Source organism: Pantoea sp. EABMAA-21 (genome assembly GCF_030053335.1).
Taxonomy (GTDB): domain Bacteria; phylum Pseudomonadota; class Gammaproteobacteria; order Enterobacterales; family Enterobacteriaceae; genus Pantoea; species Pantoea communis.
Genome location: NZ_JASGBX010000021.1, coordinates 84,305 through 100,278 on the forward strand (window position 1 = coordinate 84,305; position 15,974 = coordinate 100,278).

Consider the following 15,974-nt stretch of genomic DNA (forward strand, 5'->3'; position numbering starts at 1 on the left):
GAGAACGGCATGCATCATCTTGATGTGCAAGTGTTGAACGCAGCACTGGCATGGGCTGAGGAGCATCCGGTGTGGCTATGTACGGTGCTCAGTACCTTTGGTTCGTCCCCGCGCCCGCCAGGCGCAATGATGGTTATCAGAAGCGATGGTCGCTATTACGGCTCGCTGTCGGGCGGGTGCGTGGAAGAGAGCTTTATCGCCCGAATTGGCGACAATATTTTTTCCTCGCCCAGCCAGATTGTGCGTTATGGAGACGGTGGCTTTGAGCCGGACCAGGCGCTGCCATGCGGAGGCGCGCTGGACATCCTGGTGGAAAAGTTGATGCCGGGTAACGCGTCGCTCGACTACCTGCGACAGATGATGTCAGCGTTGACGGGGCCGCATTCCGTGGTAAAAGCGCTGACCATACCCGAACCGTGCCGTTCGCTGCTACCTGGGGGGTATCTGAGCCGGACGCATACTCAGGTACAGGGCGCGAACATCGTGCTGACGTTGTGCGCCCCTCCCAGGGTGGTCATTGCGGGCCTCTCCAGCGTCGCACTCTACTGCGCTAACTTTGCTCAGGCTTTAGGGTTTGAAACACTGGTGTGTGAGCACCGCGAGGATGTACTGCTGAATCTGGCCGATCAACTTGATGACACTGTGAAGTTAATCAAGCAGTTTCCCGCCAGCTACCTTGAACGTGAAGGGTGTCACTCAGGCACCGCGATTCTTTCCCTTACCCATGACCCTCGCATCGACGATCTCACGATGATGGAGGCTGTAAATCTGCCTGCTTTCTATATCGGCGCCATGGGATCGCAGAACAACAGTCTGAGGCGAAAAGAGCGGTTAGTCAGGATTGGCGAACTGAATCCCGAAGAAATTAACCGGATTCATGCCCCAATTGGGATGGATATTGGCAGCAAAACACCCGCGGAGATCGCGCTATCCATTATGGCCGATGTCGTTAGCCACAAAAATGGTTTGATGGGCTTACCGCAGGACAAGGATGGCGCATCGTGAATATTGCCATTCTGGTCATGGCCGCTGGGCACAGCCGTCGCTTCAGGCAATCCGGTCAGGGAAATAAACTCGCTGCGATAATGCAGGGTAAGCCAGTGCTTCAGCATACGCTGGATAATGTGCGGGATTCCGGTCTTGACTGCTATATAGTGGCTCGACCTGAGGACAGGCAACTGCATGAGTTAATGTCTAAGGAGCGTATCGTCCGCTGTTCAAGTGAGGGGCTGGGGGAATCTATCGCGGCGGGCGTTAACGCCACAGCAGATTATGACGGATGGTTAATTACCCTCGCGGATATGCCTTTTATCCAGCCCTCCAGCTATCGGGCAGTCAGTGAAGCGCTGCGCAACTCCCGATCGGTACGCGCACAAGTCGATGGAATACAAGGTCATCCCGTCGGTTTTCAGCGATCTTTTTACTCTCAGCTTTGTGCATTACAGGGAGACAAAGGGGCGAGGGAATTGCTGAACGCTGATGCTGTGACGTTTGTTGACTTAACCGATCGCGGTTGTATCACGGATATTGATACTATTGAGGATATGACGCGGGCTAATCAGGCTGAATGTTGATGTGGCTAAGAGACTGACCCGCTGCACGGACTTGCAGACCGCACAGCGGGTAAATTTATTTGGCGAGCATTAAGCGGTCTGGGGTAAAGCGGCTAAAAGTTTATCCAGCGTAACCGGATAATCTCTGACCCTGACACCCGTCGCGTTGTAAATCGCGTTCACAATGGCTGCACCGACACCGCATAATCCCAGTTCACCCACGCCTTTGGCTTTCATCGGTGAAGAGACCGGATCGGTATCATCAAGGAAGATGACTTCCTGCTCGGGAACATCCGCATGAACGGGCACCTCATAGCTTGCCATATCGTGATTCACAAACAATCCCAATCGGGTATCCACCGCCAGTTCCTCCATCAGCGCGCCACCTAATCCCATTGTCATCGCGCCAATGACCTGACTTCGCGCGGTTTTGGGATTGAGTATTCGACCTGCCGCGCAGACGGCCAACATGCGGCGTACCCGCACTTCCCCTGTGTAAACATCCACGGCCACCTCAGCAAAATGCCCGGCAAACGTGGATTGCTGATACTGCTGGTCGAGGTCGCCAAACTCAATCGTGTCTTCTGCCGTCAGAGTGCCGTTAGCCGCTGCCGCAGAAAGCAGGACGCTGCGATGACCTGAGCGAACTTCGCCCTCCACGAACTCGGCTTCATCCGGGTTGATGCCGAGTGCTGTTGCTACCTGTTCTCGAAGCTTGACGCAGGCGGCATAAACGCCTGCCGTCGACGTGTTCGCACCCCACTGACCACCGGACCCCGCGGAGACCGGGAAAGCGGAATCTCCCAGTTTCACTGCTACTTGTTCAAGGGGCACGCCCATCATTTCTGCCGCCGTCTGGGCGATGATGGTGTAGCTCCCAGTGCCAATATCTGTCATGTCGGTTTCGACGGTGACGATGCCATGCGCATCCAGGTGCACCCGTGCGCCAGAGGGGGCGAGGAGATTGTTGCGGAATCCAGCGGCTACGCCTAAGCCCACCAGCCAGCGCCCGTCTCTTACCTGGGCAGGTAACGGATGGCGCTTTTGCCAGCCGAATTTATCTGCACCGGTGCGCAGACACTCAATCAGCTGGCGGCGTGAGAAGGGGCGTTGGGTATCGGCGGGATCAACCTGAGTATCATTCAGTATGCGGAATTGCACCGGATCGATGCCCGCTTTTTCTGCCATCTCATCAATGGCAATTTCCAGCGCCATTAATCCCGGCGCTTCACCCGGAGCCCGCATCGCATTGCCTTCCGGCAGATCAAGCGTTGCCAGACGCAGGCCGGTCAGACGGTTAGCACCTGCATAGAGGAGTTCCGTCTGTTGCACGGCGGTCTCTGGCGTGCCGTTCGGCAAGTTACCCGACCAGCTAATATGCGAGATGCCCGTGATATGCCCGGATTTGTCGGTACCGATGCGAATATGCTGGTGCGTCGCGGGACGATGGGTGGTGTTATTAGGGATCATTGGCCGTGGGAGCATCACTTTTACCGGACGTTTCACCACGCGAGCACCCAACGCTGCCAGCAGGGCATCACTGCGCAGAAACAACTTCCCGCCAAAACCCCCGCCAATATAAGGCGACAGCACCCGCACTTTTTCCAGCGGCAGGTTCAGCGTCTTCGCAAGATCGGATCGGCACCAGTTTATCATCTGGTTCGACGTCCACACCGTGACCTTGTCCTTGTCCCACATGGCCATAGAAGCATGCGGTTCCATGGCCATGTGACTCTGATCCGGCGTGCTATAGGTTTCATCCAGCACAAACGCCGCTTCGCTCAGGGCACGATCCACATCACCCACGGTTTTATCCGGCGTATCTTCCGGTGGCGTCGTCACGGTGGGTATTTCATGATCAAGGCTGTAAGCGCCTTCTTCTTGCTGATAGCTGACCTGCACCAACTGGGCCGCCGCTCGCGCCTGTTCAAACGTTTCCGCGACAACCAATGCAACGGCCTGATGGTAATGTTCAATACGGTATTCAGCCAGCAACGTTGCCGTGTTCATTTCTCCCTTGCTGAGTTTGCCCGCATTTTTGGCGGTAACAACGCCTAACACGCCCGGTGCGCTTTCTGCGGCTTCGGTATTCAGTGAGGTAATTTTACCTTTGGCAATGGGGCTGCCCACCACATACCCATACGTGACGTCAGGCGCCTCATCATGCCATTCATAGGCGTAAGGCGCGCTGCCGGTTGTTTTTAATGGCCCATCAATGCGATCAAGCGGACGGCCAACGTATCTGAGCTGGTCGATGGGATTCAACCCGGCGGGTTTATCAAATTTCATGCTTTTGCCCTCGCTTCTGCCAGCACTGAAGCCAGAGTGCGCTTCGCCAGTACCAGCTTGAATTGGTTATCCGCCGTAGGTTGTGCATCCTCAAACAACTTATCGAAAACAGGCTGAGTACCATTGGGCAATTCGCTGTCTGCCAACGCCCGTCGCCAGGGTTGATGCGCCACACCCCCGACGGCGATCCTTCCTGTGTGATCGCGCTGAACGATGGCCGCTACGGAAACCAGTGCAAATGCATAAGAGGCGCGATCGCGAACCTTACGGTAGATATGTGTGCCTTCCACGGGCGGCGGCAGGACCACCGCGGTGATAAATTCGCCCGCTTTAAGCACCGTCTCAAGATGAGGCGTCTGACCCGGCGCGCGGTAGAAATCATTGATAGGAATCGCGCGCTCGCTGCCATCCGGGCTAACCGTTTCGATGGTGGCATCCAGCAAACGCATTGCCACGGCCATGTCGCTGGGATGGGTCGCGATACAATCGTTACTGACACCTATCACGGCATGCTGACGGCTGTAACCGCCGATCGCCGCACAGCCGCTGCCGGGCTGACGTTTATTGCAGGCCTGATGGGTGTCATAGAAGTAAGGGCAGCGCGTGCGCTGGAGCAGATTTCCTGCGGTCGTGGCCTGGTTACGTAACTGACCGGACGCCCCCGCGAGCAATGCGCGTGAGAGAACCGCGTAGTCCCTGCGCACGCGCATGTCTGCGGCAAGATCGGTGTTACGCACCAGCGCACCGATACGCAGTCCACCTTGCTGGGTCGGCTCAACCTTATCCAGCGCTAATCCGTTTACATCAATAAGATGAGCGGGCGTTTCTATCTCCAGCTTCATTAAATCCAGCAGGTTGGTGCCGCCAGCAATAAACTTTGCGCCGGGGTTTTGCTGTACGCGCCTGGCGGCTTCCAGAGGAGAGGTGACTTTTTCATAGCTGAAAGCTTTCATGAAATGTGACCCTCCGCGTAGTCTTCAATCGCGGCAAGGATATTAGCGTAGGCCCCGCAGCGGCAGATATTACCGCTCATGCGCTCGCGAATTTCATCTGCATGCCGCGTTGGCTGTTCCAGCAGATCTGAGGAAACGTGGCTGGGGATGCCATCTGTAATCTCATTCAATACGGCCACGGAAGAGCATATTTGTCCCGGCGTGCAGTAACCGCACTGATAGCCATCATGTTTGATGAATGCAGCCTGAAGCGGGTGCAGATTGTCAGGCGTACCCAGGCCTTCAATAGTGGTGACCTCAGCGTGCTGCTGCATCACCGCCAACGTGAGGCATGCATTAATGCGTCGCCCATCCACGATAACGGTACAGGCACCGCACTGGCCATGATCGCAGCCCTTTTTGGTCCCGGTGAGATGGAGATGTTCGCGCAGGGCATCCAGCAGCGTAGTGCGGGTATCCAGATGCAGGGACCGCTCTTGACCGTTAACTTTCAAGGTTACGGGCATCATGGCGGGTGGGGGTGTGGAGGCAAATGCGCAATGATTCGACTTAGTGAAAGATGAGTCGCTGTTGACAGTTGCAGCGCTTGCCGGTTTGTTATCCTGCGGGTGGTTCATATCGTGAGGGGTGCTCATACCAGGCCTCCAGTGACAAAAAATAGGGTGCCTAAGGCACCTCTGTTTATAGGGTTTTTTGGAAACACTAAGCATAGTTGTCATTTCGGCATTGCGCGTCAGCAGGCGGTTAATCCATAAAAGAAGTGAAGCGAAGATGCGTACTATAAGGGGTCACAAGGCGACTGAATTGAATGTTGAGTCGTTACACGGAATTTCAGGGCCATCAGCAAAAAGCTGTAACCCCCTGTGACTGTAAGAAAATGCCGCTCGTTTTTGCGCGAGAACAATGTCACCTGTCTGCAGCATCACGTGCCGACGAGATGGCCAAACAGAGTGCCAGTCAGACCGGATGCGATCATCGCCAGGCTGCTCCAAAAGCTGACGCGACAAACGCTGCGTAAAACAGGTGCGCCCCCTGTACGAGCGGCCAGCGCGCCCAGCAAGGTCAACGATAACAGTGCAGATAGGGCGATGAATCCAATCCCATTTTTCCCAGGGACAGTCATTGCCGCCATCAGGGGTATCACCGCGCCAGCGGCAAAACTGCCTGCTGAAAATAACGCTGCCTGTAATGGCCTGGCGGTGCTTATTTCAGTTATACCCAGCTCATCACGAGCATGCGCATCAAGGGCATCGTGCTGCATAAGCGCCTGTGCAACCTTATGGGCCAGTTCGGGACTCAGTCCTCTGTTGATATAGAGGGCGGCCAGCTCGTATGTTTCTGCCACAAAGTTTTCATCCAGCTCGGCCTGCTCCTCCGCGAGAGCGGCTATTTCGGTATCGGCCTGTGAGGATACAGAGACATATTCACCGGTTGCCATAGACATTGCACCGGCAATGACACCTGCCAATCCGGCCAGCATCACGCTTTGATGGCTGGTACTGGCCGCCGCAACGCCGGTAAGCAGACTGGCCGTTGAGACGATCCCGTCATTAGCGCCCAGAACCGCAGCACGAAGCCAACCAGAACGGGCAATTTTATGCGATTCTCCATGAAGCATGCTAATTGTCTCCTGTGGTCTTCAAGGTACTCACCTTAAAAGTGAATCAACGTATCTTATTCAGATCTCGCTGGATATCGGCTCGCCGCCCTGTATCGGCTATTTCTCTGCCTGCTCTGGGAGGAGCCTGCATGGCTTTTTCAAGATATTGGCGAGCTCTGCTGGCGTCTCCCTGTTTCAGCAGGTAATCGCCATAAAAATAGTTTGCATCAATGCCGTCCGGATTCATGTTCAATGCCTGTTTCAGGAGGGTTTCGGCTTTCTTATTGTCACCAAAACCAATCGGCCAGCCCGGCACCTGATAGTAAAGGGCGCCCAGACTGGTGAATGCAGAGCCTTGCAACGCTCGAGGATCAAGAGCAAGCGCTTTCTCCAGACTGGTTTTGGCTTGTTTGACCAGCGTCAGTGCACCCAGGCCTCCTTTTGCTCCAGCCCAGCTGCTGTCAATGATCCCGGACCATATCAGCAGCTCTGGGTCGCGATCGGCCTGTTTTACAGCAGCGTGAGCTTGCGTACTCAGCGTGCTGAAACAGGATGTTTTTTGCTGTTCCATCGTCCGGTACTGGCACCGGGCCCACTCTGACTGCAAATCAGACAGCTTATCCTTGGCAGTAGCCAATGCGGGCAACGCCATCAGCATCACGATGAATAACCTGAGGGATTGCTTCATCTATTGATCTCCACTGTGTGTTTCAGAATGAAGAAAGCGTGAAATGACGGGCATTTTTTTGCGCAGCGCGTTGTCTACCCTCCCAGGCAACAGGGCGTTTATCATGATGAAAAAGCGTTCAGCGCGGCCAATATAGTGACGCGTTTTTTCCCGCTCCAGCACCGAAACAATCTGTTGTGCCACGGTTTCAGGTTCATCCTGGCTGTTGCCCAGCGCTTTATTCATCGCATTAACGGCAGGGGAATTCAGGCGAGTGTGTGTTGCCCTGGGCGCCACATAAAACACCGATAGACTGGTGTTAGAAAGTTCACGGTTCAGCGCTTCTGAAAACCGTCGTAATGCCGATTTTGTCGCACAATAGACGCTGTATCCCGGATGCCCCAAATCCCCCAGAATGGAACCGACATTAAGTATGATCCCACGTGCGCTGAACTGGTGAACACAGGCCCGGGAGAGCAGTAGCGGGATCTCAATATTTGCCCTGAGCTGAGTGCGGATGTCATCAAAAGTTTGCTGCTCGAGCAGGGCAAAACGGCTGTTTCCTGCATTATTGATCAATACATCCAGTCGCTGAGCCGCGTGAAAATTGTCCGCCAGTGCAAGGATCTCCTCATCGGTGTATTGAGAAACCGGAAACAGAGTATGGCGCTCAGGGTGAAGCATGCTGCGGCGCAATGTTTCGAGTTCGGCCTGATGCCGGCCAACCAGCCACACCCGGGCACCCTTCTGGGCAAGAAGCCTGGCAAGCGGCTGACCAATGCCGCCGCTTGCCCCCGTCAGAAGAATATTTTTATCACGCAGTTGCATAAGTGGCCTCTGTCAGGCTGTCCAGCATCTCACCATAAAGGGCATAGACCTCACGGGCGGTATAAATAATATCCTGCTGATCTTGCGGGTCAGTGACTTTGTCCATCAGCGAAGCAAAGAATTTAAGATGTTCAAGATCCAGTGCCCCGTGCGATCGCAGATAGGTTGTGCAGGTTTCTTCAAGTGAAAGCGACTGCTGCAAAGATTCAGCGATAGGCGTGGCAATCATCACGCTGGTGCCTTCAAGTACGTGTACCATGCCAAAAATGCACATGGGATTGACCCGTTCAATCCGGTAATAGAGCCATGCGAGCATCAGATCTACAGGACGGTCAGGCTCACCCGTACGAACAGCTTCTGCATCCCCTCCGCTGGCGCGTATATCATTCAGGATCCACTCATGGTGACCGTACTCCTCTTCGATATATTCAACCAGTGCGGCTCTTACCCACTCTTTCTCTGTCGGTAAACGGCTTCCCGCGCACATCAGCAGTGGAACGGTATGCCTGACGTGATGGTAAGCCTGGGCCAGAAACGCCGTGTACATATCCCGCGTGACTTCCCCGCGTGAGCATTGTGCAATGACCGGGCGAGACAGCATTCGCTCACGGGCCGCCAGCGTCTCATTCTGGAGTTTTTGGTAGAATGACATTTATCTGATCTCCTCAATATTGAGTATCTGTGTTTTCATCAGGGCCCATACGCGTTCACGACGGGGGCGACCATTCGCGGTCAACACCTCGGGTGAGGAGATGAGCGGGGTAAAAATGAGATGATGGGGGCGGGCATAATCCGGAAGCCTGTCCGACAGTGCTCTGAGTTGCTCACGTGCAGATGCTTCCATCCCTTCAAATGTGTGCACCAGTGCCACGTTTTTTTTCAAACCTTCGCCGAAGATCACCAGACGACGCACGGCTGTGCAGTTCATGGCCTCAGCTTCAACCCATTCCGGTGAAAAATTACGACCAAAAGCATTTATCTGAACATTTTTCCGTCTGCCACGAATGTGTATAAAGCCGGATGTGTCTTGCTCTGCTAAATCTCCGGTCGCAATGCTGCCGGTAAAAGGAGCTTCTCCAAGATAACCCAGGGCGTTGCCGGGGCTTCTTACGTGTAGCTCGGCGTCATGAAAAGTCAGCGATACTCCCTCTAAAGGCTTTCCTGCGCTCCCTGCCATTTCATGATGTTGATGATTAAGTGCCACGACAGAGCCACACTCTGACAAGCCGTATCCTTCAAATATCGGCAGCCCGGCAGATCGCGCAGTACTAATCAGCTGCTGAGACACGCGGGCACCTCCTACCGCAACGTAGCGCAGCGGGGCGGTTACTTCCGGTGATCGACGATGGATGATCATTAATGCCCTGAGAAGTTCTGGCACCAGAACCAGTGTTTGCGGATGCCAGCGGCGCAGGGCTTCAGCGAAAATTTCTGGGCTGAACTGATTCGAACCGCTAAATCCGAGTGCCTTAAGGTCAGGCACACAGGCGGTTACTCCCAGCAGCAAAGGAACATAGCTGCCGCAAATGTTTTCCAGTAGCGTACTGAGCGGAAGTGTTACCAGATGGCGCTGTAATGACAGGGGCTTCATCAGGCCTGCCAGCGCGCCGGCAGTCCACTCTAGCCCTGTAGCCGACAGGCAAACGCCTTTAGGGGTGCCGGTGGTACCCGATGTATAGGTAATTTTCACGGTGCCAGAATGCAGTAAGGGTAGCCCCTCCTTTCTGCAAATATGCAGCATTCCCTGAGCCGTAGACATGAGGGCCAAGCCTGAAATGTGTGTCGGGGCCAGAATGGCGTCTGCGCCGGAGCTGTTCATTAACCATTCACGTTGCTGATCGGAGAAGAAAGGCGGTACCGGAATGCAAACCACACCGGCTTTCAGGCAAGCAAGATCCGCGATAATCCAGGCCGGAGTGTTGCCCAGCGCCAGCGCCAGTCGATGAACTTTCGCCTGTCTGAGTGTTTCAGCAAAAGCCGACACATCCTGATGAAAGTCAGCCCAGCTCCAGCTACGCTCGTTGCTGATCAGCGCAGTGGCAAATGGCTGTTGTCGGGCATGGAATTCGAGCGCATTAATGAGCATGCTGTACCTCCGGTATCCGGTGCCACGGGGAATCAGGTAAAACTTCTATCCACCCGTTGAGAATGTCGTTGTTTGCAAGCGCAAGCTGACCGCCAGCCAGCTCCCCGGCCATAATCTTGGGCGCATTTAGGTAATAACTGCCCCATTGCGCTTTTTCGCTTCCCAGCCGTTCGCCTTCAGCATCGGCGAGTACGACCGGATGCAAGTTCATTCGGCAGAAGGTGTTACGGATTTTTCGTGTGCCGGTAAACACAATGTGGCTGTACCCGTAATGGTTGAGTAACCTGCAGATGGCGGCATAAAACACACGCACTGCCAGACCATCCGTCGCGGCAAAATTACCGATTTCAACGATACTGCTGCGGAAAATTTGACCCTTAAAAATGTCACTCAGCATCCCTTCCGCAGGCCTGTCCAGATAACGCTCCAGATACATCATGCCTGCGGAGGCGGGTGCCATGCCGCACGCGGCGATCAGACATCCGCGCCCGTCTTCCAGGGTAAGAATATCGGGCAGCAGTGAGCTGAGTTCAGCACCATAACGGCGGAAATAGTGCTCACGAATAAAGTTGCCGGCGGTGGAGGATTCATTGCCACCTAAACGCCATATCAACTTACAGGGAAAATGGATGAGCATTTCAGGTCCCCTTTTTGATCAGTGACAATTCAACATGTTTGCCCAAATATTATTTATTTCTTGCCAGGTAAATATGGAGAATGCCCATGGCACCATGCGCATAAAAATAAAGTTCAACAAAGGTTGTCAAAAACTTGTGCCAGTGCATAAAAATGCGCGCCATCTCTGCCGTCACGCCGGTCATCCGCTGGGTTAAAAACCAGAGACCGCCTGAAAATGCAACCAGAAGCAGTGAAACCACGCCGAGACCTTGTATCGTGGCCGCGATCCCGCCTTGCGTAGCTTCGGGCAATCTGCGTTTTTTTAACAGTAATAAATCCTGTTTAATCCCTTTTAAATCAATAGTAAGCCACGCGAAGTACCAGCGAACTCCTCGTTGGGTGAGCATCCAGCACAAGAGCACAATACCGAGAAAAATCAGGGTAAATCCTGAAATAATATGAAACCACGTGATAAAAGCCTCGATGTTATTTTCACCCATCGCTTCACGTTCGGTTAAATTTGAATTAATAATCTGCGAAAGTATTAGCAACGCAATGGCAATGTGTAATCCGCGAAAAAAAGGGGCGTCATTGTGAGGAAGATGGCTCAATAATTTACTTTTCATTGTTTCACCAGGATTCAGGGGTAATGTGGCCATCTTCACCTGGAAATATTAAATCAACCTTAACAAAGGAAAGGCTATACACTATTTTTTAAATGAGAATGTGTTTCAATAAAGATAAGTGTTTTTTATTCACACATTGACGTTCATCTCTGATAGTTTAGATTTATCTAAACTATCAGAGATAGCGTGATGATGGCGAACAATCTGGACTTGCCGATGCAGGCAGCAAAAGCAGCACGTCTGCTCAAGACGTTAGCGCATACACAGCGTTTGATGATCTTATGCACGCTGATCAAAGCTCCCTTAACGGATGCGGGCGCGCTGAGTCGTATGACCGGCCTGAGTCCTTCAGCAACATCACAGCATCTACGAATCATGAAAACACAAGGTTTGATTGTTTCGTCCAAAACCTCACGTTTCAGGCACTACCGTCTGGCTGATCCTTCTGTGATTGCCGTGATGGAAGTGCTTCACCGACTGTATTGCCAGGAGAATGAGAATGAACACCCCGCTACTCACCCCGATTGAAGTCAAACAAAGGCTTAAGAACGGCGCGCGCCTGATAGATATACGTGGGCGTGATGAATGGGAGTATGAACACATACCGGAGGCATTGTCTGTTCCGATCGGTGAGATCGAGCCGGAAAAACCGCTCTCGTTGCGACAGAAGAGCGAAGATTGCATCATATTTCACTGCCAAACGGGTATGCGCACTGATGCAAACCAAGCCCAATGTGCCACATTAGGCGCGCCGGCAAAGATTTACCTGCTAAAGGGTGGGATGAATGCGTGGAAGTCGGCAGGCTATGCAACAGTAAAAGCGAAAGGAGGCGTGCTCCCCTTAATGCGGCAGGTGCAGATTGCCGCCGGTACATTAGTGTTAACCGGCGTCCTCGCCGGCGCTACGGTGTCTGAGTGGTGCTATCTTGTGTCCGGTATTGTCGGATGTGGACTCATTTTCGCTGGCATCACCGGCTGGTGTGGGATGGCGAAGGTATTAAGTCGACTGCCCTGGAATCGGACATAACGTTTTTCAAAGGGATTGCGTCTGTTTAATTCAAAATTGGCAGCAAGCCATATCGATGGACAAACAAAAGATTGTTCACAATGTTTAAGTTAAACCCGTCAGGTGTTATCGCCGTTTGTCAGCAGCATCTGATCGTAGGGTATTTAAACACGATCAGATGGGCGGAATAATGACGATGAATTCCTCCAGGCGTCACTGTAATTGGATTAAAACTTAATATTAATTAATGATTTTCACCATAGAATGTGTATACAAGGTTGAATAAGCGAAAGATTTTCTGCGAGGACTTTAATGTCAAACATACTATGCTACATTTACTCAGCACTGATTTAATCTTTATGTTTGAGGCTTCTGATAATGGATGATAAGCACGGTGTATTAATCGTGAATTTGGGAACGCCTGCTGCGCCCACGCCGGTTGCGGTGAAAAAATTTCTTTCAAAATTCTTACATGATTACCGGGTCGTTGATTTACCCAGGATTCTATGGTGTCCGATACTTCACGGCATCATTATCCCACTACGTTCCAGACGCGTGGCAAAGTTATACGCTTCAATCTGGATGGAAGAGGGATCTCCGCTCATGGTTTACAGCAAACGACAAGCCACTGCTCTTGCGCAGGTGACAGGATTGCCCGTTGCTCTTGGCATGAGTTACGGTGAACCGTCAATCAGCAGCGCTATTGATGAATTAATTGAGAAAGGTGTGACTAAAATGACAGTCATTCCATTGTATCCGCAATTTTCATCGTCAACGGTTTCATCAGTCTGGGATAGCGTCAGTCGTCATTTACAGACGACCAAAATTCGATATACACCTGCGGTCAATTTTATAAATGATTATGCAGCCCATCCGGCCTATATTGAAGCGCTCAGGTTGTCAGTTGAAAATTCTTTCAACCTGCACGGTGTTCCGGATGCCTTGCTCATTTCATACCATGGTATCCCTGTCAGATTTTCAGCCGAAGGAGACAGGTATAAAGAGCGATGCGAACTCACCACAAAACGGCTGACTGAAGCGCTGGGTCATGAATCTCTGCAGGTATTAATGACTTTTCAATCCCGATTCGGCAGAGAACCCTGGTTAGAACCCTATACTGATGAAACGATTAAGGGACTTCCAGCCAAAGGCATTAAGAAGATACATGTGATCAGTCCGGGGTTTGCGTCAGATTGTCTTGAAACCCTTGAAGAACTTGATGAGCAGAACCGGGAATTATTTATGCATGCAGGTGGGACGGCATTTACCTACATACCCGCTCTTAATGACAATCCCGAACATATTGAACTGCTCCGACAGCTTGCTGTGGGAGAAAGTTAACAGATAAATATTATCTCCGGGTATACGAAAGAAAGCCCAATAAGGGATGCTTATTTTGACTACGCATTAAGTATTTTTTATCAGGCTTATTGTTTTGATAAGTCTGTTTTTTTTTGACCAATTCATCATTTCTCAATACGTCTGTATTAATTTTCAATCCTGCCATTAAAGATAAGTGGCATGAGTTTCCTGGCAGCATTCCTTAAGGGTTCATTAAGCAGATGTGATAAGCGAGCACATCATAACGACGAATTTTATTAATGCTCGCATAAATAAATAGTTGAGTGCGCGTGTCTTCTTTAATGTTCCAATCATTAAATTGATGGAAAGGGCAGTAATGTAAAAAATGATTGAGTAGCTTAGGATTTTGGTATGTCAAATCCACCGATTGATAAAAAAGTATATTTATTTATAAAGTCTAAATATTTGCATCCGATAACTCTTTTTTAACCATGGGAGTTTAAATATGAAAGTTTCCACCCGTCTTATGTTGAGCTTTGGCTTGCTCATTGTTCTTTTTATGCTAAGCATTTCGATTGCGTATAAAGGCTTGTCTGATTCCCGAGATGAACTGGATAAGACGGTTAACGTCAACATGCAGAAATATCAACTGGGTATGGCGCTCTACGGTAACATTAGAGACATGGGTATTGCCGTACGCAATATTGCGTTGCTGACTAATAATGAAGAAATGGAAGTTGAAAAAAAGCGTCTTGAATCTCAGCAGTTGCAGTTTGACGAGACGCTGAAGAAACTCGACTCGCTCCAGGCAAAATATGCTACCGAAAGGGGGCAGGCTTTTTTTAATAAAGTCACCGCACTCAGAGCTGAAACTTTTTCTGTTCTCAGTCAGGCAGCTTCATTAGGGTTGCAGAATAAGCAGCAGGAGACTATTCGGTATCTCATGCAGACGGTCAGACCGATCCAGGGACAGTTATTAACGGCGTTAAAAGAACTGACGGTTGTTCAGCTCGAGGAAAGCGATGCCGCGGTAAAAAATGCGGGAAGTTATGTCAGCAAACTCATGTTTATTCTCGGGGTACTGGGTGCAATGACATTAATTATCTCTCTCCTGGCCGCGTGGTTAATCATGCGCAGTCTGATGAAGCAACTCGGTGGTGAACCCTCGCAGGCTCAGGCCATAACGGCAGCGATTGCTGCTGGTGATCTTACCACAACGGTCACGCTAAGGCCGGGAGATCAAACCAGCCTGCTTGCTTCTCTTTCTGCCATGCAGACTGACCTCCGCCAGTTGGTCAGTGACATTAAAAACAGCGCCGGTTCGGTTGCGATGGCGGCAGGTGAAATAGCGGAAGGAAATACCGAACTCTCTTCACGTACTGAGGAACAAGCAGCTGCATTACAGGAAACCGCCGCCAGCATGGAACAGATGACCGTGACGGTGAAAAATAATACAACCAGTGCGCAGCTCACAGCAGAACTCGCTCGTGATGTTGCTAAGCTTGCGCATGTGGGTGAAAAGGATGTGCAACGTATGTCCACTACCATGGATGAAATTACCTCCAGCGCCACAAAAGTCAGAGATATTACCTCTGTCATTGAAAGTATCGCATTTCAGACCAATATCCTGGCGCTCAATGCTGCCGTAGAGGCGGCGCGTGCAGGTGAAGAGGGACGAGGATTTGCCGTTGTCGCAGGTGAGGTGAGAACCCTTGCTCAACGAAGTGCCACTGCTGCTAAGGAAATAAAAACGTTAATTGAGCAAGCGGTAGAGCAGGTTGAGAGCGGTGTCGTGGTCGCAAACGGAACGGGACAGAGCATACTGAAAGTCGTCAATATGGTCGGTGAACTGGCATCATCCATGGACGATATTTCCAGGGCTTCAGCTGAACAGATGCAGGGTATCACGCAAATTGGCATTGCGGTTACCCAGATGGACTCAGTGACGCAAAGTAATGCAGCTTTAGTCGAAGAGTCTTCTTCTGCCTCGCAATCACTGGCAGGACAAGCCCTTGTGTTACGTGGAACGGTGGAAATGTTTAAAGTTTAAAGCGCATTCTTTGTTGTCACTCATGGTCAGGCTCACGCATTGAGCCTGACTTTTTTATCCTTAAGGGTATAAAAACCGGTGTCTCTTTTTGCTCAGCAGTCTTAAACGGTGTAAGCCAGTTAAAGACTACGCTATTCTGCGAAATTTCGTATCTTTCAGCAGGATCTAACCAATTTCCTTCTGTCGCGCTTATCCTTAGCGAGTCCGTTAACCAGAAGGAAGATAAGATGAAATGGCAGCATTATTTACTGGGTGGCGCGCTGGGTGTGATAAGTGCGACCGGCTTTGCCGCAGAAATGAAAAATCCGCTCAGCGTGCATGTAATAGCCCCCGTTTAAACCGGACACTTCACCAGTAAGACATAGTCATAGAGCTATGTTTAAGGAGTGTCCTGTG

At 51.4% G+C, this 15,974-nt stretch carries 16 protein-coding genes; 6 read left to right on the plus strand and 10 right to left on the minus strand.

Annotated elements, in window-relative coordinates:
- Positions 1–9 precede the first annotated feature (9 nt).
- Together QMZ65_RS22845 and QMZ65_RS22850 are read left to right on the plus strand one after the other, a co-directional pair.
- Entirely contained in the window at positions 10–1,005 is a 996-nt protein-coding gene (locus QMZ65_RS22845; RefSeq protein WP_097119726.1) for an XdhC family protein, read from the plus strand.
- The gene (locus QMZ65_RS22850) at positions 1,002–1,574 is read left to right on the plus strand and encodes a nucleotidyltransferase family protein (RefSeq protein WP_283216760.1); all 573 of its coding nucleotides are present in this window, start codon (positions 1,002–1,004) and stop codon (positions 1,572–1,574) included. Before QMZ65_RS22845 ends, QMZ65_RS22850 begins: the two co-directional genes overlap by 4 nt.
- A 69-nt stretch (positions 1,575–1,643) precedes the next feature.
- Here the strand turns inward: QMZ65_RS22850 and paoC are convergent, their stop codons facing one another.
- The 10 genes from paoC to QMZ65_RS22900 all read right to left on the minus strand — a co-directional run bounded on the left by paoC (position 1,644) and on the right by QMZ65_RS22900 (position 11,220).
- The gene (gene paoC, locus QMZ65_RS22855) at positions 1,644–3,842 is read right to left on the minus strand and encodes an aldehyde oxidoreductase molybdenum-binding subunit PaoC (RefSeq protein WP_097119728.1); all 2,199 of its coding nucleotides are present in this window, start codon (positions 3,840–3,842) and stop codon (positions 1,644–1,646) included.
- Positions 3,839–4,795, minus strand: coding sequence for an FAD binding domain-containing protein (locus QMZ65_RS22860; protein WP_097119729.1), 957 nt, complete (start codon positions 4,793–4,795; stop codon positions 3,839–3,841). Before QMZ65_RS22860 ends, paoC begins: the two co-directional genes overlap by 4 nt.
- Positions 4,792–5,430 carry an aldehyde dehydrogenase iron-sulfur subunit PaoA gene (gene paoA, locus QMZ65_RS22865; RefSeq protein ID WP_097119730.1) on the minus strand — a complete coding sequence of 213 codons (639 nt, stop codon included), beginning with the start codon at positions 5,428–5,430 and terminating at the stop codon, positions 4,792–4,794. Before paoA ends, QMZ65_RS22860 begins: the two co-directional genes overlap by 4 nt.
- A 287-nt stretch (positions 5,431–5,717) precedes the next feature.
- The gene (locus tag QMZ65_RS22870; RefSeq protein ID WP_283216761.1) at positions 5,718–6,413 is read right to left on the minus strand and encodes a VIT1/CCC1 transporter family protein; all 696 of its coding nucleotides are present in this window, start codon (positions 6,411–6,413) and stop codon (positions 5,718–5,720) included.
- Between the two features lie 46 nt (positions 6,414–6,459).
- Positions 6,460–7,083, minus strand: coding sequence for a tetratricopeptide repeat protein (locus QMZ65_RS22875; protein WP_283216762.1), 624 nt, complete (start codon positions 7,081–7,083; stop codon positions 6,460–6,462).
- Positions 7,084–7,890, minus strand: coding sequence for an SDR family oxidoreductase (locus QMZ65_RS22880; RefSeq protein WP_211729787.1), 807 nt, complete (start codon positions 7,888–7,890; stop codon positions 7,084–7,086).
- Entirely contained in the window at positions 7,877–8,542 is a 666-nt protein-coding gene (locus QMZ65_RS22885; RefSeq protein WP_283216763.1) for an iron-containing redox enzyme family protein, read from the minus strand. The genes QMZ65_RS22880 and QMZ65_RS22885 overlap by 14 nt, the downstream gene beginning before the upstream one ends.
- Positions 8,543–9,976 carry an AMP-binding protein gene (locus QMZ65_RS22890; protein ID WP_283216764.1) on the minus strand — a complete coding sequence of 478 codons (1,434 nt, stop codon included), beginning with the start codon at positions 9,974–9,976 and terminating at the stop codon, positions 8,543–8,545.
- Positions 9,966–10,613 (minus strand): thermostable hemolysin, encoded by a 648-nt coding sequence (locus QMZ65_RS22895; protein WP_097119735.1) that lies wholly within the window; start codon positions 10,611–10,613, stop codon positions 9,966–9,968. Before QMZ65_RS22895 ends, QMZ65_RS22890 begins: the two co-directional genes overlap by 11 nt.
- 49 nt (positions 10,614–10,662) lie before the next feature.
- On the minus strand, positions 10,663–11,220 hold the full coding sequence (locus tag QMZ65_RS22900; protein WP_211729784.1) for a cytochrome b/b6 domain-containing protein: 558 nt from the start codon (positions 11,218–11,220) through the stop codon (positions 10,663–10,665).
- 189 nt (positions 11,221–11,409) lie between these two features.
- On the opposite strand from QMZ65_RS22900, the gene QMZ65_RS22905 reads away from it, so the two are divergent.
- From QMZ65_RS22905 to QMZ65_RS22920, 4 genes are all read left to right on the plus strand, one after another.
- Positions 11,410–11,748, plus strand: a complete 339-nt coding sequence (locus QMZ65_RS22905; RefSeq protein ID WP_249221823.1) for an ArsR/SmtB family transcription factor — start codon at positions 11,410–11,412, stop codon at positions 11,746–11,748.
- Positions 11,720–12,247 (plus strand): rhodanese family protein, encoded by a 528-nt coding sequence (locus tag QMZ65_RS22910; RefSeq protein ID WP_097119737.1) that lies wholly within the window; start codon positions 11,720–11,722, stop codon positions 12,245–12,247. The genes QMZ65_RS22905 and QMZ65_RS22910 overlap by 29 nt, the downstream gene beginning before the upstream one ends.
- A gap of 357 nt (positions 12,248–12,604) precedes the next feature.
- Positions 12,605–13,567 carry a ferrochelatase gene (gene hemH, locus QMZ65_RS22915; protein ID WP_097119738.1) on the plus strand — a complete coding sequence of 321 codons (963 nt, stop codon included), beginning with the start codon at positions 12,605–12,607 and terminating at the stop codon, positions 13,565–13,567.
- A 466-nt stretch (positions 13,568–14,033) separates the two neighbouring features.
- A complete protein-coding gene (locus QMZ65_RS22920; protein WP_283216765.1) occupies positions 14,034–15,578 on the plus strand; it encodes a methyl-accepting chemotaxis protein in 1,545 nt (514 codons plus the stop codon).
- Positions 15,579–15,974 lie beyond the last annotated feature (396 nt).

What these genes read in the sequence shown, in the direction of transcription:
- QMZ65_RS22900 (WP_211729784.1), bottom strand. Translation starts at nt 11,220, where the DNA reads ATGAAAAGTAAATTATTGAGCCATCTTCCTCACAATGACGCCCCTTTT.
- QMZ65_RS22920 (WP_283216765.1), top strand. Translation starts at nt 14,034, where the DNA reads ATGAAAGTTTCCACCCGTCTTATGTTGAGCTTTGGCTTGCTCATTGTT.
- QMZ65_RS22845 (WP_097119726.1), top strand. Translation starts at nt 10, where the DNA reads ATGCATCATCTTGATGTGCAAGTGTTGAACGCAGCACTGGCATGGGCT.
- QMZ65_RS22870 (WP_283216761.1), bottom strand. Translation starts at nt 6,413, where the DNA reads ATGCTTCATGGAGAATCGCATAAAATTGCCCGTTCTGGTTGGCTTCGT.
- QMZ65_RS22895 (WP_097119735.1), bottom strand. Translation starts at nt 10,613, where the DNA reads ATGCTCATCCATTTTCCCTGTAAGTTGATATGGCGTTTAGGTGGCAAT.
- paoA (WP_097119730.1), bottom strand. Translation starts at nt 5,430, where the DNA reads ATGAGCACCCCTCACGATATGAACCACCCGCAGGATAACAAACCGGCA.
- paoC (WP_097119728.1), bottom strand. Translation starts at nt 3,842, where the DNA reads ATGAAATTTGATAAACCCGCCGGGTTGAATCCCATCGACCAGCTCAGA.
- QMZ65_RS22890 (WP_283216764.1), bottom strand. Translation starts at nt 9,976, where the DNA reads ATGCTCATTAATGCGCTCGAATTCCATGCCCGACAACAGCCATTTGCC.
- QMZ65_RS22860 (WP_097119729.1), bottom strand. Translation starts at nt 4,795, where the DNA reads ATGAAAGCTTTCAGCTATGAAAAAGTCACCTCTCCTCTGGAAGCCGCC.
- QMZ65_RS22875 (WP_283216762.1), bottom strand. Translation starts at nt 7,083, where the DNA reads ATGAAGCAATCCCTCAGGTTATTCATCGTGATGCTGATGGCGTTGCCC.
- QMZ65_RS22885 (WP_283216763.1), bottom strand. Translation starts at nt 8,542, where the DNA reads ATGTCATTCTACCAAAAACTCCAGAATGAGACGCTGGCGGCCCGTGAG.
- QMZ65_RS22905 (WP_249221823.1), top strand. Translation starts at nt 11,410, where the DNA reads ATGATGGCGAACAATCTGGACTTGCCGATGCAGGCAGCAAAAGCAGCA.
- QMZ65_RS22880 (WP_211729787.1), bottom strand. Translation starts at nt 7,890, where the DNA reads ATGCAACTGCGTGATAAAAATATTCTTCTGACGGGGGCAAGCGGCGGC.
- QMZ65_RS22910 (WP_097119737.1), top strand. Translation starts at nt 11,720, where the DNA reads ATGAACACCCCGCTACTCACCCCGATTGAAGTCAAACAAAGGCTTAAG.
- hemH (WP_097119738.1), top strand. Translation starts at nt 12,605, where the DNA reads ATGGATGATAAGCACGGTGTATTAATCGTGAATTTGGGAACGCCTGCT.